The organism is Vibrio sp. 10N.286.48.F5 (assembly GCF_041469785.1).
In the GTDB taxonomy this organism is placed as follows: domain Bacteria; phylum Pseudomonadota; class Gammaproteobacteria; order Enterobacterales; family Vibrionaceae; genus Vibrio; species Vibrio crassostreae_C.
Map to the genome: position 1 here is coordinate 30,100 of NZ_JBFRLG010000004.1, position 20,745 is coordinate 50,844.

Genomic DNA, 20,745 nt, shown 5'->3' on the forward strand with positions numbered 1-20,745 from the left:
CTTTGTTGAACGTAGCGTGATTCCAGGTTAGTGGTTCGGCGCTTTGGAGAAATGGCTCTCAACCAATCTTTGGGTGATTTGGTGAGTTGGATTGGTTAGCACTTGATCTGTTTCCCCACTCTCAACCACATTGCCTTCATGCATGACAATAATCTTGTCGGTAATGTGCTTAACAATACCGAGGTGTTGAGATACATAAACGAACGATACGCCCATCTCTTCTTGTAACTCTAAGAACAGATTGATGATTTGCGAGCGCATTGCCATGTCCAAACCATTTAAAGCTTCATCAGCAACAATGATGGATGGCTGAAGTATTAAGGCACGAGCCAAACAAACCCTTTGTTTCTGGCCTGCAGCAAGCATCTGAGGGTAGAAATACGCATGTTCCGGTAGAAGGCCTACGCGCAGTAGTGTGTCTTTCACACGACGCATACGAGCTTCTGGAGGCATGTTGGTGTTTCGCTTTAATGGACCTTCAAGAATTCGACCGATCTGAATGCGCGGGTTAAGTGACGTATTCGGATCTTGGAAGATCATTCGAATCAGCTTACAACGAGTCGAGTAGTCTTTGTGCTCTAGCTTTTCGCCATTCACGCGGATCTCGCCTGCGGTTGGCTCCACCATGCCTGCGAGCATTCTGGCTAATGTTGATTTGCCAGAACCATTCTGGCCGATAAAACCAATTGTCTGGCCTGCTTCAAGAGAAAAGCTAACTGGCTTCACCGCCTGATGAATCTTTTTACGGAAAAGACCAGAGCGAGTCGTAAAGTCTTTAGACAAATCACTGACTTCTAATAATGCACTCATGATTTCTTTTTCTTCTCCATATTCAGAGGGAAGTGACAGTTGAACTTATGGTTCTTGATACGTTTCGTATGTGGGATCTCGACACACTGCCTTTGTGCGTATGGGCAGCGAGGCCCTAATCGACAACCAATAGGAAGATGTTGCAGCGGTGGAATTGACCCCGGCAAAGACTGGAGCTTCTCCTTGTGGGGAATCCAGTCGTTAAAGTCTGGCATCGCTTTTAACAAAGCAACGGTGTACGGGTGCTTTGGTGCATCCAACAGCTTCGGTGTATCAGCGGATTCTACCGATTGACCACAGTACATCACGGTAATGCGAGTCGCCCATTGGGTAATGGTGGTTAAGTCATGGCCGATCAACACGATGGTGGTGTTATTGATCTGGTTCATACGACTCAAAAGACGCAATATTTGAGACTGTGTAATTGGGTCTAAATCGTTGGTTGGCTCGTCAGCAATCAAGACTTTTGGCTTGGCAGCGATCGCCATTGCGATCATGACTTTTTGACACTCACCATCTGTCAGCTCATAAGAGTAACTGTCCATTAGGCGAGAGTGGTCTTTGATGCCGACTTTGTGTAGTAATGCGATGGCCTGCTTCTTACGCCACTTAAATCGTTGCCACCAACGACCTTCAAACGAATGGGAAGGGATCGCTTCAACGAGCTGGTTACCTACTTTTTCAGAAGGGTCAAGACACGTTGATGGCTCTTGGAAGATCATTGCGATATCGCGGGCGATCACTCGGCGTCTTTCTTTCGGCGTCAGTTGCAGTAGGTCGATATTACCTAAGCGCATTCGGTCTGCAGAAACCTTCCAGTTTTCTTTACATACTCCGACGATCGCTTTTGCAACCAAACTCTTACCTGAGCCTGATTCACCTACTAAGCCACGAATTTCCCCTTCATTGAGGGTAATACTCATTCGATCTACGGCTTTAACCATCCCTTGAGGGGTCTCAATCTCGATGGTTAGATGTCGAATATCAAGTAACGGCATTATTCGATTCCTGCATTTAGCGCTTGGCGAACACCTTCACCGACGAGGTTAATCACGATAACTGTAAACATAATAGCTAAGCCGGGTAGGGTAACTGTCCATGGCGCAAGGTAAATCAACTCGACCGAATCACCCAAGATGGAGCCCCATTCGGTACTCGGTGCTTGAGCGCCAAGCCCTAGGAAACCTAAAGCCGTGATATCAAGAATTGCGACTGACAGTGCCAGCGTAACTTCAAGAGCGATCACGGTAAGGATGTTCGGAAGGATTGAGTTCCATAGCAGGTAAAAATCGTTCGCACCATCAAGGCGAGAAGCCAGAATATAGTCTTTTTCTACTTCAGCATGCACGGCAATGTACACCGAGCGTATAAAGCGCGGGATCAGTGCCAAGCACAAGGCGAGCAAGATATTAAACTCCCCAAAGCCAAGGAATGCCACGAAGATAATCGCCAGCAGAAGAGATGGAATCGACATAACAGTATCAAGCAGGTGGTTTAGCGTGCTTGATAGTAAACCGCGCGTCATACCAGCAAGTACGCCAATCAGACAACCAATGACGGCTGCGATAAAGGTAATCACCACCGCGGCGCCGAAGGTTAACTGAGAGCCAATTATTAGGCGAGAGAGAATATCTCTGCCTAAGTCATCCGTACCCAAAAAGTATTCTACCGTTCCCGCAGGATCCCAAGAGGGCGGCGTTAATAGGTGACCGGTTTGTTCTTGTGCATCATGCGGGGCTAGCCACGGTGAAGTGACGGTGACCAGAATGATAAGCACCAAACACCACAAGCCAAACATAGCTAGATTATTGCTGCGGAAGCTGCGCCAGAAACGTTCGAACTGGGTTGGAATCTGTTCTTCTTGGTAGACGTTATTTGTTAGCATACCATTCCTTCCTTACCAGTGGATTGATCATCGCGCCCAGTAGATCGGACAGAATATTAGCGGTCAAAACTAAGGTAGCCACCACAATTACACCAGCTTGAATTGAAACGTAATCTTGATTCGATAAGGCATCCAATAACCAGCGGCCAATGCCCGGCCAGTTAAAGATAGACTCGGTAACAATAGCAAGCGTTAACATACTCGATAGCTGAACACCGACCTTAGGAATAATCGGAGGTATCGCGTTTCTTAGCACGTGCTGCGTGATGATCTCTCTAGTGGAAAGACCTTTAATTCGCGCAGCGCGGATGTAGTTTTGCGTCATTACTTCAGCCACTGACGCTCTCATCAATCGGATGACCTGAGTCGTTGGCGCCAGTGCTAAAACAAGACAAGGCAACGCCATGTGCTCGATAACACTTTGTAGTGCGTGCGCACGGTAGCGACCCTCGGCAAAAAAGGCGTCAATCATCGCGAATCCAGTCACGTGTTCAATCTCGTAAAGTAGGTCGTATCGGCCACCAACTGGGAACATTTCAAAGTGCAGTGAAAACACCATGATCATCAGCAACGCGACCCAAAATATAGGCGCAGAGTAACCGGCCATTGAGGTGAACGATATGGTGGTATCAACAAATTTACCTTGTCTCATACCAGCAATGGTGCCGAAAGGGATACCGATGATGAGTGCCAACACAAAGGCAAAGAAGCACAGCTCTAGCGTTGCAGGGAACACCAGGACCAACTCATCGATGATAGGCACACCGTGTTTGCTTAGGCCAAAGTTTAGCGTCGATAATTCAGTGATATAGCTAATCCAACCGGGCCAAAAATCTTGAATTGCCCAAGGTGAGGTTTGGTCTAATCGAAGCAGGGAAAAACCTACCAAGGTCAGAATTCCTAGCGTAATAACGAATAAGTTTACACGTCTTAATGTATACCAAAACATTACTGCACCTCTCTTCTGACTTGATCAAAAGGTTGGGCATTGAAAGGACTTGCTTTAAAGCCTGTTAGCGAACGATCGTGCACGCGAAATTGCACGCCATGAGCTAAAGGAATCACAGGAACTTCTTCATTGAGAATGTTTTGGGCTTGTCGGTACAAGTTCACACGGTGCCTTTGTTGATTGATCTCTAATGCTAAGTCGAGAAGGAAATCAAAGTCTGAATTACACCACATCGAGACGTTTAACCCTGCACGCTCAGAGCTGCATGAGAGCAGCGGACGTAAGAAGTTGTCCGGGTCACCGGTATTGCCTATCCAGCCTGTAAGCAACAAGTCTGTTGAGGAAATAGAGGACAACTGTGTGCGGTCAAATCGGTCGTCGGTATAGAGTTTCAATTCAATACCAATATCGGCTAAGTTTGCTTGGATAAGTTCTGCCGTTTTTCTTGGACTTGGATTGTATGCGCGTGGCTCTAGTGGTACCCACATTGAAAGCTCTAACCCAGGTTCAACGCCAGCTTCTTTGAGAAGCGCAACAGCGTAGTTGCGGTCATAGCGAACTTGAACGCTGTCTTTTTGATAAGCCCAAGAAGTAGGGGGAAGCAAGGTGTAGGCTTTTGTACCTGTACCGTAGTACACAGAATCAAGAATGTTCTGACGATTGATGGCTAAGTTGAGCGCTTTACGAACTCGAGAGTCACGCAGTGCAGGGTGCTCAGTATTCAGCGCGATGAAAGAGACATTAACCGCCGGAGTAGCAGAAATCTTCAACTCTTCATGAGCCTGAATAATAGGGATTTGGCTAGAAATTGGTGAGTTGAGCACGTCACACTCACTACGCAGAAGCTTGGCAAGTGTGCCTGTTCCACGTTGCGAAGTATCGAACACAACTTGGTCCATTTGTACTTCACCTTTCCAGTAGTGCTTGTTCTTTTTCAAGCGCACTAGGTCGTTGATTTGGTATTCATCTAAGTAGAAAGGGCCAGTGCCGACTGGATTGGAATCGATTCGATTTTTCTCATCCGCTGCAATGAGCTGATTGGCATACTCCTTAGAGTGAATGACTGCATAGCTGGTGGCGATATTGTTGAGAAACGAATTGTCTGGGCGACTTAATTGGAATTTCACCGTTAGGTCATCAACTGCGGTGATATCGACAATCAGGTTTTTGAAGTCGATTCCGGCAAACCATGGGTATAGGCCGCCACCCACATAATGAAATGGGTTTGAACTATCAATGACACGTTCAAAGCTAAACACCACATCTTGTGCATTCATGCTACGAGTTGGGGTGAACCAGTCTGTGGTTTGGAACGCAACATTTGGGCGCAGTTTGAACGTGTATTCTGTACCTGATTTATCAACAGACCAACTTGTCGCTAAGTTCTGTTTTGGTCGGTACGTCATCGGATCAAGAGTGAGCAGTGTATCGAAGATTTGAGGACTCAGCGATTCTGCGGTAATGCCACTATCAACTAGCTGTGGATTGAAGGTACTAGGATTACCTTGGCCGCAATAAATGAAGCCTTTTTCACGGATTTGCTCGTGATTCACACTCTCACCACATCCAGCGAGAAAGCTCAACGTGCAGATGCTCAGTGATAGTCTTATTAGTGCTTTCATAAAAAGAAATACTTTTCGAAACGAGGCGTTAGAGGAGCCTCAAGATCCGGACAATTTAACATTTTATTTATTCGGCTCCAAATAATAATCAAGCGTGGACAGCTATTTATCGTTAGCTTGTCCGACAATCGCGTACTTCCTCACCATTCCACGTAATTGGTTGTAGGTTAACCCAAGTAATTCTGCGGCTTGTTTCTGGTTATATTTGCTCTGTTTGAGGGCTTGGTTGAGTAGCTTGATGTCTTGTTGTTCTTGCCATGCTTTGTAATCAAGCGGCAAAGAAAACAAGCTCTCTGATGAAGTATGGCTGTTGGACGGCGCATTGCCAATTTCATGCGTGGAATCTTGATCTATTTTCCATGCGGGTTTGAATGGGTTAAACACCAAAGATTCAATAGGATATGGGTCTTTACCGTGCTGGTAGACTGCGCGCTCAATAACGTTCTTGAGTTCTCGCACATTCCCCGGCCATGAATAATCCAGCAGCGCCTCAACGGCAGACGGAGCAAAGCCAACAAACAACTCCAATTCTAATTCACGGCACATCTTAATGGCGTAGTATTCTGCCAGCAGCGTGATGTCTTCTTTTCTCTCTCGAAGAGGGGGTATAGTAATCACGTCAAACGCGAGCCTGTCCAATAAGTCGGCTCTGAATTCGCCCCTTAATGCCATGTCTGGTAAGTCGGCATTGGTTGCACACACCAGTCTGACATTGGCTCTTAGCGCCTTTTGCCCACCGACACGTTCATATTGCCCGTATTCAATAACGCGCAGTAGTTTCTCTTGAACCGCAAGGGGAGTGGTCGCCAGCTCATCCAGAAACAGCGTTCCGCCTTCTGCTCTTTCAAAACGACCTTGATGACGCCCTTTCGAACCCGTAAAGGATCCTGATTCATGACCAAACAGTTCTGAATCAATCAAACCTTCACTTAAGGTTGAGCAGTTCAATGAGATCAAAGGTTGATCCCAACGTCTTGAAAGGTAATGCAGTCTTTGTGCGATCAACTCTTTACCTGTGCCACGTTCGCCAATGATCAGAATGGGTCTTTCTATTGGTGCGAGTTGGGAAACTTTATCTAACACAGAGAGAAAGCTAGGTGATTCACCAATGAGGTTCTGCTGCATAGCGGGTCCTTGTGTGATTTGAGCGCCGATGGATGTGATTTAGAGGGCTTTATTTAAATCACATCATGTAAATAGCTTAAGTATAAGAGTCGTAGTGGTGAAAAATACCAATACTTGGCTAAATTCATCATAGCATGGTTCGGGTTAATCACCATTTTATTGTAAGTATCTGATAATAAATGGCTTAAAAGTTGGCACGTTACTTGGATTACTTATGGTAGGTTTAACAACAAACGTAAATTTTTGAGCAAGTGGATTGAGAAATCGAATAACGCTTTAAAGCACATTTGCCATCATTGTAATTAAGGAGTTCCTCATGGGTATTTTTTCTCGCTTTGCAGACATTGTAAATTCGAACATCAGTGCACTTTTAGACAAGGCTGAAGATCCTGAAAAGATGATTCGCCTGATTATCCAAGAAATGGAAGATACGCTGGTTGAGGTTCGCACTAACTCCGCTAAAGCTATCGCAGATAAAAAAGAGTTAGCGCGTAAAGTTGAAGCTATCGAAACTCAGATTCTAGATTGGCAAAATAAAGCGACACTAGCACTAACTAAACAACGTGAAGACTTAGCTAGAGCGGCGCTAATAGAAAAGCAAAAACTTGAAGATATAATCAAAAGCCTTCACACAGAGCAAACCTTGGTTCACGAAACCATCGAAAAGCTGACCAGTGAGATTGGCAAGCTTGAAACCAAAATCGCAGAAACACGTGCGAAGCAGCAAGCATTAATGATTCGTAATAATGCGGCAAGCAATCGTCGTGATGTTCAAAAGCATCTGCATTCAAGCAAAACCCACGAAGCAATGGCGAAGTTTGAGCAATTCTCGCGTAAAGTGGATGAATTAGAAGCTGAAGCAGATGTTTACGCCAAAACAGGTAACGCAAAATCGTTAGACCAAGAATTTGCAGATCTACAAGCTCAAGATGAAATTGAAAAAGAGCTGGCGAAACTGAAGCAACAAGTTGAAAACCGCGATAAATAATTTTAGGAGTTGTCTATGTCAACATTTCTAATTGCAGGCCCACTGATTGTCTTTTTAATCTTCGTGGCACCGCTATGGTTGTTCTTACATTACCGCAGCAAGAAGAAATCCAGTAATGGTCTTTCAGAAACGGATCTTCAGCGTTTGCACAAGCTTTCTGCTCAAGCTGAATCGATGCAAGATCGAGTGAAAACGCTAGAAAAAATACTGGATGCGGAGTCACCTAACTGGAGACGAAACTATGAGTAGAGAACTGTATCGCGATCCTATTAACGGTAAGTTGTCTGGAGTGTGTGCAGGGTTAGCGAACTACTTTGGCCTTGAAGTGTGGTTGGTTCGCATCTTGGTTATCTCGGCGGCACTGCTTGGTGGTAGCTTTTTGGTGTTATTAGCGTATGTAGCTTTGACATTTATGCTTGAAAAACAACCACCTCAGTATGTCGATCAGATGAAGGCCAAACAAGAGCACACGCTCAAGCAAAAACCTTGGGAAAAAGGGCAAACCGCAGAGTCGTTACTGGGCACTTTAGAGGGTGATTTCCAGAAATTAGAGACCAGTGTCCGCAATATGGAAGCTTATGTGACTTCGGATACTTTCAAAGTCGACCGCGCATTTAAGAACATGTAGTGGTAAACCTGAAAAACATTAGATAACGGTTTAGGAAAATTTATTCCAAGCCGTTATTTTTTTTAATAATTTTGTCTAAATAAATCTTACGATAACTGGTAAGTTACATGTAATTAATCTATGTTATAAAAATATTTATAGTTATGGATGATCACTAATGTATAGAGCCTCCGTTGTCCTATTGACAGCCTTAGCTGGGTTGTCTGGGTGTGGTAAGGAGCTTCCTCCCGTACCTGAACCTGATTCTAGACCCGCCAAACTCTTCACTGTCTCCGTCGGTAGTAATGCTTTTGAACGTAGCTTTCCAGCCACCACAGAAGCTGGTGACAGAGCAGTACTGGCATTTCGTGTTCCAGGGCTACTTCAGACTATCGATGTCACATCTGGTCAACAGGTTACCAAAGGTGATGGGCTTGCAACGCTTAATCCTGACGAATATCAGTTGTTAGAGAAGCAAGCGAGAGCCAACTTTAAGCTTGCCGATGTTCAATACCAACGTTCCATTAAGTTGCGCAAAGATCGCGTCGTATCTGAGCAAGACTTCGACCAAGCGAAAGCTAATCATAATTCTGCTAAAGCGGTGCTTAACCAAGCAAAAGCCAACCTACGTTATACCACTTTGGTTGCGCCTTACGATGGTACTATCTCCATCATTCCTGCTGAAAACCATGAATACATTGCGGCTAAACAAGGCGTGATGAATATTCAAACGAATCAAATCCTCAAAGTCGTATTCTTATTACCCGACCAACTTATCACGCGCTTTTCTTCAGGGTTTGAGACGGATGCAACCATGGTTTTTGATGCTTTCCCTGGTAGCTCCTACGCTTTAGCATTCCAAGAAGTTGATACTGAAGCGGATCCCAAAACCGGGTCGTACAAAGTCACCATGGTAATGGAAAGACCCACCGATGTTGGTATTTTGCCGGGTATGTCAGGCACAGTTCATTTAGTTTCAGCGTTAGCAGCCGCCACAAAAATTCCCACATCAGCAATGATGACTGATGGCGATGATGTCTCTGTGTGGCGCGTGAATAGCGACGGTATTGTTGAAAATGTCGCAATCATCATCGATGAAAAGCGCCATATTGTTTCAGGGTTGAACGATGGTGATCGCATCGTAACTTCTGGTGTTAATGGTCTTGAACCGGGCGTTAAAGTTCGAGAGTGGATCAAGGAAAGGGGGCTATAACATGAAAACACTTAAAGTGGCCGCTGGACTGTCGTGTTTGGCTTTACTTACGGCTTGTGAAGATAAACAAGTTGTAGAAGTGAATAACACGCCCTTGGTTAAAGCTATCGAGATTTCAGTCATCGACTTTAGCGACAAACTCTATTTCCCAGCGGTTGCAAACGCTGCCGAGAAGGCTCATCTCAGCTTTCGAGTCGCTGGTGAAATCAATAAGCTTGATGTGAAAGAAGGTGAGCGTGTTTCACAAGGAGACATCATTGCAGAGCTTGACCCTACCGATTATCAACTGGATGTCGACAATGCTCAGGCGCGTTACACGGTAATTAACAGCCAATACAGACGTTCAAGTCCGCTAGTGAAGAAAGGCTTATTGGCGAAGTCACAGTTTGATGAAATTGCTGCTCAACGCCAGATCGCTTATGCCGAGCTGGAACTCGCAAAACTGCGCTTGTCGTTCACTAAGCTTCGTGCTCCTGTTGATGGGATCATTTCTCGTGTCAGTGTCGATCAATATGAAAATATTCAGGTAGGCCAGCAGGTCGTGAACATTCACAGTGTCGAGGATGTTGAGGTTGTTATCCAACTGCCTGACCAGATTTACGTGAATCAGCCTAGCGAACAGCTGTTATCGAATGTTGAGGCTGTGGTAAGAGTACCCAGTGGCAATGAATACACGGCGGCTATTAAGGAGTTTACCACTGAACCTGACCCAAGCACGGGCACGTTCACGGTGACGCTTGCTCTACCTATGCCGGAAGATGATTTGATTCTGGATGGTATGGCCGTTGAGGTGACGTCAAATGGGCGAGATATCGGCTTGGAGTTAAAAGCTGGGGTACTTATCCCAATCGAAGCTGTGTTTAATGCGGATGGCGATGATTTAACGCGCCAGAACTCTTATGTATGGGTGCTTAATGACGACAGTACCGTCTCAAAACAGCAAGTCGTAATAGGAAAAGCCAATCAGAAAACATTGCAGATCATGAAAGGATTAGAAATGGGGCAGCATGTCGTTGTTGCAGGCGTATCGCGATTGCGAGATGGGATGACAGTGGAAGTATTGTCTCAGGAGACGAACAATGAGTGAAGTAAATAACAAGCCCCAAAATGACGATCAACAGGGTGATGATCAGATCACAGGTGTTGCTTCTTACTTTATACGTAACAAAGTCATTAGCTGGATGCTATCTCTGATCTTTCTTATTGGTGGTGTCTCTGCCTTTTTCGGCTTGGGTCGTTTAGAAGATCCTGCCTTTACCATCAAAGATGCGATGGTTGTGACCTCTTACCCAGGGGCCACACCTCAACAAGTTGAAGAAGAAGTTACTTACCCACTAGAAAAAGCGATTCAACAACTTACCTATGTGGACGAAGTGAACTCTATCTCTAGCCGCGGCCTATCACAGGTAACGGTGACGATGAAGAACAACTACGGCCCAGATGATCTTCCGCAAATATGGGATGAACTTCGCCGAAAAGTGAATGATCTCAAGGTTGAACTGCCACCCGGCGTCAATGATCCTCAAGTCATCGATGATTTCGGTGACGTTTACGGTATTTTGCTGGCGGTGACGGGGGATGGCTATAGCTACAAAGAGCTGCTGGATTACATTGATTACCTAAGGCGAGAGCTAGAGTTGGTTGATGGGGTCAGTAAAGTCTCCGTTTCTGGTCAACAACAAGAGCAAGTATTCATTGAGATATCGATGAAGCGGATAAGCTCCTTAGGTCTGTCTCCAAGCACGGTATTTAATCTTTTATCGACTCAAAATATTGTATCAAGTGCGGGTGCGGTAAGAATTGGCGACGAATACATTCGAATTCATCCAACGGGTGAGTTCCAGAATGTTGAGCAGCTTGGCGATTTAATTCTGACAGAAGGTGGTGCTCAAGGTCTCATCTATTTAAAAGATGTGGCGAATGTAACTCGTGGTTATGTTGAAGTGCCAAGTAACATCATTGGCTATAACGGCAAGCTCGCACTTAACCTTGGTGTCTCTTTTGCGCAAGGCGTGAACGTAGTAGCGGTTGGTGAAGCGTTTGATCGAAGATTGGCCGAGCTAAAGTATCAACAACCCGTCGGCATCGACATCTCCGAGGTTTATAACCAACCTAAAGAGGTAGACAAGTCGGTAAGCGGATTTGTGGTGAGTTTAGGGCAGGCGGTTGCGATCGTAATCGTGGTGTTACTGTTCTTCATGGGACTAAGATCGGGCCTATTGATTGGTTTGATACTGCTATTGACCGTATTCGGTACATTCATTTTCATGCAGTACTTCAAGATCGACCTACAACGTATTTCACTGGGCGCGTTGGTTATCGCCTTGGGGATGCTGGTGGATAATGCCATTGTGGTGGTGGAAGGGATATTGATCGGCACGCAGAAGGGGCGAACCCGGATGCAGGCCGCCACCGATATCGTAACCCAAACCAAATGGCCGCTGCTTGGTGCGACGGTTATTGCGGTGACTGCGTTTGCTCCAATTGGTTTATCTGAAGACTCAACAGGCGAATACTGTGGCACATTGTTCACGGTGCTACTGATCTCCTTGATGCTGAGTTGGTTTACTGCCATCTCGCTCACGCCGTTCTTTGCCGACATGTTCTTTAAAGGTCAGAAGGTCGATCCAGATAACGAAGGTAAGGACCCATACAACGGGATGGTTTTTGTTATCTACAAAAACTTCCTTGAGTTCTGTATGAAGCGTGCTTGGTTAACCATGTTTGTTCTGATTATTGGTTTAGGCGCGAGTGTGTACGGTTTTGGTTTCGTTAAGCAAGCCTTCTTCCCGTCTTCAACCACACCTATGTTCCAAGTGGATGTGTGGATGCCAGAAGGTACCGATATTCGAGCGACCAATACCAAGCTTAAAGTGCTTGAGAGTTGGCTAGCTGAGCAGGACGAAGTTGAACATATCACGACAACCGCGGGTAAAGGCCTGCAACGTTTCATGCTGACTTATGCGCCAGAGAAAAGTTATAGCGCTTACGGCGAGATAACGGTTCGTGTGAAAAGTTATGAAGTACTTGAAGGGCTAATGAAACGCTTCCGTGAACATGTAAATGGTCAGTTCCCAGAGATTGACTACAAGCTTAAACAGATCGAATTAGGTCCTGGTGGCGGTGCGAAAATTGAAGCGCGAATTGTGGGTTCTGATCCAACGGTTTTACGTTCAATCGCTGCACAAGTGATGGACATCATGCGTGCTGATGAAGGCGCATTTAACGTTCGTCACGATTGGCGTGAAAGAACTAAGGTATTAGAGCCTCAGTTCAATGAAAGCCAAGCGCGTCGTTATGGTATTACTAAATCTGACGTTGATGATTTCCTAGCAATGTCTTTCTCTGGTAAGTCGATTGGTGTGTATCGTGATGGTACAACGTTAATGCCGATTGTGGCTCGTTTGCCTGAAGACGAGCGTGTCGATATTCGTAACATCGAAGGCATGAAGATCTGGAGCCCAGCATTAAGTGAGTACATCCCACTTCAACAAGTAACGTTAGGTTACGAGCTAGAATGGGAAGATCCACTGATCATCCGTAAGAACCGTAAGCGTATGCTAACGGTAATGGCGGATCCTGATCTATTGGGTGAAGAGACGGCCTCAACTCTACAGAAACGCTTACAACCACAGATTGAAGCGATTGAGATGCCTCCGGGTTACTCATTGGAATGGGGGGGTGAATATGAGTCGTCAGCAGATGCACAGGCGTCACTGTTCACAACCATGCCTCTGGGTTACTTGTTCATGTTCTTAATCACTGTGTTCTTGTTTAACTCGGTGAAAGAGCCTCTGATCGTTTGGTTAACGGTTCCATTGGCGTTGATAGGGGTGACGACAGGCTTGCTAGCCTTGAATACACCATTCGGCTTTATGGCGCTGTTGGGCTTCTTGAGTCTATCTGGGATGCTTCTGAAGAACGGTATCGTACTACTTGATCAAATTGAGATTGAGATGAAATCTGGTAAAGATCCGTATGTAGCGGTTGTTGATGCGGCTCTGAGTCGTGTTCGCCCGGTATGTATGGCGGCGATTACCACCATTCTAGGTATGATCCCTCTACTACCGGATATCTTCTTCAAACCAATGGCAGTAACCATCATGTTTGGTTTAGGCTTTGCGACTGTACTCACGCTAATCGTAGTGCCTGTGCTGTATCGTTTGTTCCATAAAATTGAAGTGGCTTAACGTCAACTGACCTTTGAAATAATGCCCCTAATTGGGGCATTATTTTTATGTACGATTACTAAAAGAGACTATCGAAATGGAAGCGAATACAGTGGATAGAACGTGTGCATGGGCGCTTAAACATGAGCTTGAAAGGGAGTACCACGATGCAGAGTGGGGCGTGCCTGTTTATGATGACCAAGTTCTGTTTGAGTTCATTACTTTAGAAGGCGCTCAAGCAGGTCTGAGTTGGATTACGATCCTTAAAAAGCGTGAAGGCTATCGTGCCGCGTTCGATAATTACGATCTAAACAAGCTAGCTGAGCTGAATGAAGACAACGTGCCGCACATCATTGAAAACTTCGATGTGGTTAAACACAGGGGTAAGATTGCTTCGGTATACAACAATGCACGAGCAACGCTTGAATTACAGAAAGAGTTCGGCTCTCTTTCTAATGCCTTATGGCAATTTGTTGATAATGAAGTGATCGTGAATCAATGGACTGAGATGTCTCAAGTTCCCGCTTCTACCGAGCAATCTAAAGCGATGAGTAAGTTTTTGAAGAAGAGAGGCTTTAAGTTTGTAGGAGAAACAATCTGTTACGCATTTATGCAAGCAACAGGTATGGTCAATGATCATTTAGTCGGTTGCCCACACAAATAAAGTGTTATTTATTTCAGCGGAACAATCACTTAGAAATTGAAAAATTCATAGCCATTTTTTCATCGCTCTGAGATCTTTAAGTAGATGTGCTTTAAGGTTCAATATTGGCTTTGAAAGCTTCTGGACTATGAGCGGTTTGTATTATGAGCTGAAGTATCTGAATATGAGTATTTTGAGTTATGCTTTAAACAGAAAAAGGCAGGAATATCCTGCCTTTTTTGCATATTAGACCTATCGTCTCAGATTAAATCAGAGCGCTATAACGTTCTAATCCCGCCTCTAGATCAGCAATCAGGTCATCAACATCTTCTAACCCAATATGAACACGTATCAAGGTACCTTCGAAATTAGGATTGGCAACAGTTCTCAAGCTGTCAAAACTGCTTGGTTCGTTAGCTAGAATCAAACTTTCAAATCCACCCCAAGAGTAACCCATACTAAAATGTGTCATTCCATCAAGTAACGCTGTCGTCGCTTTGATATTAGAGTTGTTTAGTACAAAAGAGAACAAGCCATTACCGCCAGTAAAATCTCGTTTGAAGAATTCATGGCCTGGGCAAGACTCAAGAGCAGGGTGACGAACGTGGTTAACTTCAGGACGAGTCTCTAACCATTTTGCGACCTTCAAGCTGCTTTCTGCGTGTTGGCGTAGACGCACATCAAGAGTACGAATGCCGCGAAGCCCTAAATAAGCATCATCAGGTGAGACACATTGCCCCATCAAGTAACTTTGCTCTCTTAGTTGATCCCAGCATTTCTCATTGGCGACTGCCGTACCTAGCATCACATCAGAGTGACCCACGATGTATTTGGTCGCTGCTTGAATCGAGATATCAACACCAAAATCAAACGGTGAGAAGTTCACGCCAGCCGCCCAAGTATTGTCTAGCATAACGATGATGTCATGTTCATGAGCGATACGCGCTAGTGTTGGAATATCCTGCACTTCCATGGTGACAGAGCCTGGAGACTCAGTAAACAGCACCTTAGTGTTTGGCTTGATAAGGTCTTGGATACCTTCACCAATCGTTGGCTCGTAGTAAGTTGTCTCTACCCCCATCTTTTTCATGATGGTGTCACAGAAATCACGAGTAGGTTCGTAGCAGGTGTCAACCATTAAAATATGATCACCTGTTTCTACAAAAGAGAGAATGGCATTCGAAATTGCTGCTGTACCACACGGGTACAGTGCACAACCCGCGCCGCCTTCTACTTCAACCATCGCATCTTGGAAGGCAAAATGAGTGTTGGTTCCACGACGTCCGTAAAAAAGGGTCTTGTTAGCGCGGTTAATCGTAGCTTTACGCTTCTCTTCTACTGAGTTAAATACGACAGTTGAAGCGCGTTGTACTGGTGGGTTAACAACACCATTGGTCCACTTCTTATCACGACCGGCAGTGATAAGTTTAGTGGTTTTGTTCTCGGACATGCTGTGAATTCCTTATCAATCGGTTATGTCCTATTTAAAACATGCGAGTAGCCATCAAAGCAAGAGGGAAGAGAGAGTTTTTAACGTTTTCTTTTGCTTTTTAACTTTTCCTCGATTTGTGATGAAAAGTGAAAAAGCGATCGCAAAGATACTATTCGTTGCCAATGGTGGTCGGCGAGCGAGGAGTATTAGAGCAACGGGTTGAATAAATAGAACAGTCTCTCAAAGAAGCGGTTACGTAAATTTCTCTGTTCCCACTGCTCTAATTCCACGGGATGAGATGATTCAATATAGGATTGCTGTAAATCAAACAATTGCTTGGTGAAGTGTACGTCGTCAACGGCAAGGGTTACTTCAAAGTTGAGCCACAAACTGCGCATGTCGATATTGACGGTTCCGATCAAGCAAAACTCTTCATCGATCACTACCGATTTGGTATGAAGAAGGCCACCGTAAAATTCATAGATCTTTACGCCAGCTTCAAGCAACTCGGTATAAAACGCACGAGAAGCCCATTTAACCATTAGTGAATCGTTATTGTGTGGAATGATCAGTTCTACAGTTACGCCGCGTTGAGCTGTCATCTTAAGTGTTTCGAGTAAGTCAGCACTTGGCACAAAATAAGGTGTAGTAATACGTACAGAATGATTCGCTTGATTGATGGCGATGGTCAGTACTTGTAAGATCAAATATTCCGGCATGCCAGGGCCAGACGGCACTACTTGAACCGGATGATGTGTCATGATTTCTTCAACTGGGCATTCAGGTATATCAGGGAGAATGCGTTCACCAGTCTCAACTTCCCAATCCCAGCCATGAATAGCGGATAACACATTAACGGTTGGCCCAGTCACTCTGACCATTACATCAATCCACTGACCAACGCCGGAACTTTGTTTGAAGTGAGCAGGATCGACCATGTTCATTGAACCCGTATAGGCGATAGTCTCGTCAATCACAATGATTTTGCGGTGTTGTCTTAAATCTAGGCGACGTAAGAAAATACGCCATGGGCTCACTTCTAGTGCTTGTACGACTTGAACGCCTGCGTCCTTCATCATTGACTGCCAGTGGCTTTTGAAAAAGCGAGGGCTACCGGCTGAATCGAGCAAAACTTTAACATCTACGCCACGTTTTGCAGCGCGAATCAGCGCAGAGGCAACCGAATCGGTCAGGCCACCTGGATGCCAAATATAGAAAACCATCTTGATACTGGTTTGTGCATTTTCTATATCTTCGATAATTGCGTGTAGGATCTCGTTTGGTGAAGATTGCAGCGATAGAGTGTTTCCACTGAGTGCAGGGATGCCCATTCGATTGTTACAAAGCTCGTCAATCTTATGGATAGGGGAGCCGACTTTCCCTGGTTGGTGAAGTTGGCAATCATTCAATTGACGGAACCAGTCGCCGAAAGGGGTAAACATACGATGAGCGCGTTCAGCCCTTTTTCTGCCTAGGTTTAGCTCACCAAAAAGGAAGTAACAAGCTACACCAACAATCGGGATAATGTAGATAACCATTAGCCAAGCAAGAGAAACGCTGACAGAGCGTCGTTTTAGTACAACACGAAACGTCACACCGGCTACGAGAACCCAGTACAAAACAACAGAGGCCAAAGTTAAAAAATGATAAAGCTTATCCACATTGAATACTCGAAAAAAGAGACACTTAGATAGTAATGCTATTTAACGTATATGGGAATTTAAGGATTCAACTATTTACAAAATAGAGCAAAAGATGTAAATAGGTTAAAGTTGTTAAGTTTTGGTCAACTTAAGAAGAAAACGATTGTTTTGTATGAAAAGTCGGCATTTAACCATAAAAATTTACATCTTTAACGAAATTTGTACGGTATGCTCTTCCAATTTTATTCTTAAACTGGTTTACTTGCTAGACAACGAGCGTCAATCAAATCTTTTAGGTGTGTAAATTTATTTATACACCTTCCTTTTAAAGACGCCACCCAAAGCAAAACACAACATCACATAACACAAAAGTTTGGAGTACACGTGGCTACTAGTAATACAACCACAACACCCCGCGATACCTGGGGTTCGAAGTTAGGATTCGTAATGGCTGCAGCAGGTTCTGCTGTTGGCTTAGGTAACATTTGGAAATTCCCATACACAGCAGGCGAAAGTGGCGGTGGTGCATTCGTTGCCATTTACCTGTTTTTTGTAATTTTTATTGGTTTCAGTGTCATGCTGACTGAATTTGCGATTGGCCGTCATACGCAAAAATCAGCAGTAGGTGCATTTAAAACAACTGACCGTCGTTGGACGTTCGCTGGCGTTATCGGCGTATTCAGTGGTCTACTTATCATGGGTTTCTACCCAGTAGTAGGCGGTTGGTCAATCGCATACATCGGTAAAATTGCAGGTGGTCTTCTAGACGCACCAGAAGCAATTGGTGATAGCTTTGGTGGCTTTATCTCAAACCCAGTTCAACCACTAATGTGGATGGGCTTATACCTACTACTTAACGTTGTTATCGTTATGAAAGGTATCTCTGGTGGTATTGAGAAAGCAGGTAAGATCCTGATGCCGCTTCTTTTCATTATCCTTATTGTAGTATCAATCAAAGGCATTATGCTTCCGGGCGCGATGGCTGGTCTTGAGTTCCTATTCAGTCCTGACTTCTCTAAAGTAGACAGCAATGTAATCCTAGCCGCTCTAGGTCAAGCATTCTTCTCTCTAAGTCTTGGTATGGGTTGTATGATGACATACGGTTCTTACCTTAAGAAGAAAGAGAACCTAGTTCAGACAACAGCAATGGTAACCGCAATGGATACTGGTGTTGCTATTCTAGCTGGTGTTGCAATGTTCCCTGCAATGTTCGCGTTCGGTATGGAACCTGCAGCGGGCCCTGGTTTAGTATTCGTTGTTGTTCCTCAGCTATTCGCTGAAATGGGCGGCGTAGTTGGTCTTCTATTTGCTCTTATGTTCTTCGTTGGTTTGAGTGTTGCGGCACTAACATCTTCAGTATCTCTACTTGAAGTTGTGGTTTCTTACCTAATCGATGAGAAAGGCATGAAGCGTGTAACAGCGGTACTGTCTGCAAGTGTTGTAATGGCGATTCTATGTATCTTCGCTTCTCTATCACTTGGCGGCTTCGGTCCAACACTGTTTGATACTGGCGCGTTCGACATTTTCGACCTACTAACGGATAAGATTTTCCTAGCGGTTGGCGGTATGTTGGTATGTATCTTCGCTGGTTGGAGACTAAACCGTGCTGACCTAGAGAAAGAAATCACTAACGATGGTGAAGTATCTTTCCCACTATTCGGTCTATGGTACACGCTAGTTAAGTACATCATCCCAGTAGCTATCGCAATCGTTGCATTCATGGGTATCTCTTCTGGCTTCGACAGCGGTAAAGGTGCAATCATGCTACTAGGTATTGGTATTATTGCTGGCTCTGCGCTTATCTCTAAGAAGCTATAGTTTTAAGAAGCTACAATCGCGAGCTAAAGTAAGTTAAGAAACGGGAGCCAATGGCTCCCGTTTTTTTATTCAAATACTTAATTCTTATCAAAAAATAAAACATTACATTCACTAAAGTTATCCGTCACCTAGCCGATATATTGAATATCAAGAATTTTTGATCGGTATTTAATTTAGGTAGGTGTTGTGTGAAATTGTCAGTGAGAAAGAAACTGTATGCCGGTTTTGGCTCTATATTGGCGGTGCTTGTTACGTTAGTCAGTATTGTATGGATAGAAGTTATCGGCGCGCACCAGAGCGCAGATGAAATTAGAATGGACGATGTTCCGGGTACTGTTACCTACCTGGTACTGATTGATGAAGCGGGTGATGTATACCGAGATGCGCTTGGTGCAATTACACTGGTTGATAACGCACTCAATGATTATCGAACCAGCAAGAACGAATTTGCTCAAGCTATCGAGCAGGCTAAGCGTTTGGAGAGTAGAGGTTCGGAAGACCACCGCCGTATTCAGCGAATTGAAGACCTGATGGGGCGTTTCACTCAAGAGTTTGAATCAAAGCTTGTGCCGAAGATCAATGATGAAGCTGCGCTACTAGCCAATATTCAACAGCTACGATCTTTGTATGAGAGCAATCTTATCCCTATTGAGAACTTACTGGATCAAGCGTCAGCAAGTGAGCGCGCAGATACAGAACAGTCACTACTGACACTAACCGACACGTTTACTACCATCGAGCGCACTATCATGGTGTTGTCTGCTATTGCGATTGTCTTTGGTTGTGTGATTGCGTATCTATTGTCTAGCTCTATTACCAATCGTCTTACTCGTGTAGAACAAGTAGCACGACGTGTAGCAAATGGTGACCTAACGGCAGGCGACATTATTGATGATTCTGGTGATGAATTGGCTGAACTGGCTAAGTCGATTAACCAGATGCAGAAATCACTAGTAGACCTATTAGGTTCAATCTCGTCTGTGACTCACCAAGTCCAATCGGTGACAGGGGAGCTCTCTTCTATTAGCCAAGACATCGTTACTGGTGCATCAGCTCAAGCAGACAAAGCTAACTTGATTGCAACGGCTGCTGAAGAGCTAAGCTTGACCATTTCTGAAGTGGCGCAGCAAGGTACTTCAACTTATGAAGAAGCACGTCGCTCAGAAACCTCTGCAGAAGATGGCCGCAACGTGATTGTTGAGATGGTGGCGAGTATTCAACAAGTGTCGACTCAAATGAGCGATATGTCGTTGCAAATGAATACTCTAGGTTCTCACGGTGAGCAGATTGGTAGCGTTATCAAGGTAATCGAAGACATTGCTGAGCAAACTAACCTGTTAGCTCTTAACGCTGCAATTGAAGCGGCACGTGCAGGCGAGTTTGGTCGTGGTTTTGCTGTGGTAGCCGATGAAGTGCGAGCGCTAGCAGAAAGAACAACCAAAGCGACACGAGAAGTCTCGGGCATCATTCAATCGATTCAATCGGGCACTCAAGAAGCGGTGACTTACACTCAAGATAACTGTCGTTTAGTTGAGATTGGTGTTGAGCAAAGCTCAGGTGCTGTTTCGGCTCTAGAAGCGATTGTGAGCGGTGCGGGCAATGTACAAAGCATGGTTAACTCTATTGCGACTGCGGCAGAAGAACAGACGGCTGTGACCAAAGAAATTGCAGCGGACATTACCGCGATTAGCGATATCTCTGAGCAATCTCTGCAGCTAGCAACTCGTAGCTCCGAAAATACATCAGGCTTGAACGCTAAGGTTGCTGAGCTAGAAGCATTAGTTGGTAAGTTTAAACTGGGGTAAAGCGGTAGCTTGGTTCTATTTACCTATTGGTAATCG

17 protein-coding genes are annotated in these 20,745 nt (G+C 44.8%); 9 read left to right on the top strand and 8 right to left on the bottom strand.

The genetic code is table 11. The features are described 5' to 3' along the window. Nucleotides 1–27: 27 nt before the first annotated feature. The 6 genes from AB4185_RS02930 to pspF all read right to left on the bottom strand — a co-directional run bounded on the left by AB4185_RS02930 (nt 28) and on the right by pspF (nt 6,391). Nucleotides 28–810, bottom strand: a complete 783-nt coding sequence (locus tag AB4185_RS02930; protein WP_017060304.1) for an ATP-binding cassette domain-containing protein — start codon at nt 808–810, stop codon at nt 28–30. Continuing rightward, complete coding sequence (locus AB4185_RS02935; protein WP_017060305.1) at nt 807–1,808, bottom strand: oligopeptide/dipeptide ABC transporter ATP-binding protein; 1,002 nt, start codon at nt 1,806–1,808, stop codon at nt 807–809. The genes AB4185_RS02930 and AB4185_RS02935 overlap by 4 nt, the downstream gene beginning before the upstream one ends. Further along, on the bottom strand, nt 1,808–2,695 hold the full coding sequence (sapC, locus tag AB4185_RS02940) for a putrescine export ABC transporter permease SapC (RefSeq protein ID WP_017065331.1): 888 nt from the start codon (nt 2,693–2,695) through the stop codon (nt 1,808–1,810). Before sapC ends, AB4185_RS02935 begins: the two co-directional genes overlap by 1 nt. Continuing rightward, a complete protein-coding gene (locus AB4185_RS02945; RefSeq protein WP_017060307.1) occupies nt 2,682–3,644 on the bottom strand; it encodes an ABC transporter permease subunit in 963 nt (320 codons plus the stop codon). Before AB4185_RS02945 ends, sapC begins: the two co-directional genes overlap by 14 nt. Then, entirely contained in the window at nt 3,644–5,266 is a 1,623-nt protein-coding gene (sapA, locus tag AB4185_RS02950; RefSeq protein ID WP_372073090.1) for an ABC transporter substrate-binding protein SapA, read from the bottom strand. The genes AB4185_RS02945 and sapA overlap by 1 nt, the downstream gene beginning before the upstream one ends. 102 nt (nt 5,267–5,368) lie before the next feature. Next, the gene (pspF, locus tag AB4185_RS02955; protein ID WP_372134815.1) at nt 5,369–6,391 is read right to left on the bottom strand and encodes a phage shock protein operon transcriptional activator; all 1,023 of its coding nucleotides are present in this window, start codon (nt 6,389–6,391) and stop codon (nt 5,369–5,371) included. A 316-nt stretch (nt 6,392–6,707) separates the two neighbouring features. On the opposite strand from pspF, the gene pspA reads away from it, so the two are divergent. From pspA to AB4185_RS02990, 7 genes are all read left to right on the top strand, one after another. Further along, nucleotides 6,708–7,379, top strand: coding sequence for a phage shock protein PspA (gene pspA / locus AB4185_RS02960; protein WP_004734604.1), 672 nt, complete (start codon nt 6,708–6,710; stop codon nt 7,377–7,379). Nucleotides 7,380–7,394: 15 nt separating this feature from the next. Further along, nucleotides 7,395–7,628: an envelope stress response membrane protein PspB gene (gene pspB / locus AB4185_RS02965; protein ID WP_004734605.1), complete on the top strand. Its 234-nt coding sequence runs from the start codon at nt 7,395–7,397 to the stop codon at nt 7,626–7,628. Then, on the top strand, nt 7,621–8,007 hold the full coding sequence (pspC, locus tag AB4185_RS02970) for an envelope stress response membrane protein PspC (protein ID WP_029222097.1): 387 nt from the start codon (nt 7,621–7,623) through the stop codon (nt 8,005–8,007). Before pspB ends, pspC begins: the two co-directional genes overlap by 8 nt. A gap of 157 nt (nt 8,008–8,164) precedes the next feature. Next, nucleotides 8,165–9,199, top strand: coding sequence for an efflux RND transporter periplasmic adaptor subunit (locus AB4185_RS02975; RefSeq protein WP_065583879.1), 1,035 nt, complete (start codon nt 8,165–8,167; stop codon nt 9,197–9,199). A gap of 1 nt (nt 9,200) precedes the next feature. Continuing rightward, nucleotides 9,201–10,286, top strand: a complete 1,086-nt coding sequence (locus tag AB4185_RS02980) for an efflux RND transporter periplasmic adaptor subunit (protein ID WP_029222096.1) — start codon at nt 9,201–9,203, stop codon at nt 10,284–10,286. Next, nucleotides 10,279–13,389: an efflux RND transporter permease subunit gene (locus AB4185_RS02985; RefSeq protein ID WP_017065336.1), complete on the top strand. Its 3,111-nt coding sequence runs from the start codon at nt 10,279–10,281 to the stop codon at nt 13,387–13,389. Before AB4185_RS02980 ends, AB4185_RS02985 begins: the two co-directional genes overlap by 8 nt. A 76-nt stretch (nt 13,390–13,465) precedes the next feature. Next, nucleotides 13,466–14,032: a DNA-3-methyladenine glycosylase I gene (locus AB4185_RS02990; protein ID WP_017065337.1), complete on the top strand. Its 567-nt coding sequence runs from the start codon at nt 13,466–13,468 to the stop codon at nt 14,030–14,032. 244 nt (nt 14,033–14,276) lie between these two features. Here the strand turns inward: AB4185_RS02990 and AB4185_RS02995 are convergent, their stop codons facing one another. Then, nucleotides 14,277–15,461: a cystathionine beta-lyase gene (locus tag AB4185_RS02995; RefSeq protein WP_017065338.1), complete on the bottom strand. Its 1,185-nt coding sequence runs from the start codon at nt 15,459–15,461 to the stop codon at nt 14,277–14,279. Between the two features lie 188 nt (nt 15,462–15,649). Further along, entirely contained in the window at nt 15,650–17,104 is a 1,455-nt protein-coding gene (gene cls, locus AB4185_RS03000; protein WP_065583881.1) for a cardiolipin synthase, read from the bottom strand. A 366-nt stretch (nt 17,105–17,470) separates the two neighbouring features. Between cls and AB4185_RS03005 the strand changes: the two genes are divergently transcribed. Together AB4185_RS03005 and AB4185_RS03010 are read left to right on the top strand one after the other, a co-directional pair. Next, complete coding sequence (locus tag AB4185_RS03005) at nt 17,471–18,904, top strand: sodium-dependent transporter (RefSeq protein WP_050546918.1); 1,434 nt, start codon at nt 17,471–17,473, stop codon at nt 18,902–18,904. A 188-nt stretch (nt 18,905–19,092) separates the two neighbouring features. After that, a complete protein-coding gene (locus AB4185_RS03010) occupies nt 19,093–20,709 on the top strand; it encodes a methyl-accepting chemotaxis protein (RefSeq protein ID WP_065583883.1) in 1,617 nt (538 codons plus the stop codon). Nucleotides 20,710–20,745: the final 36 nt, after the last annotated feature.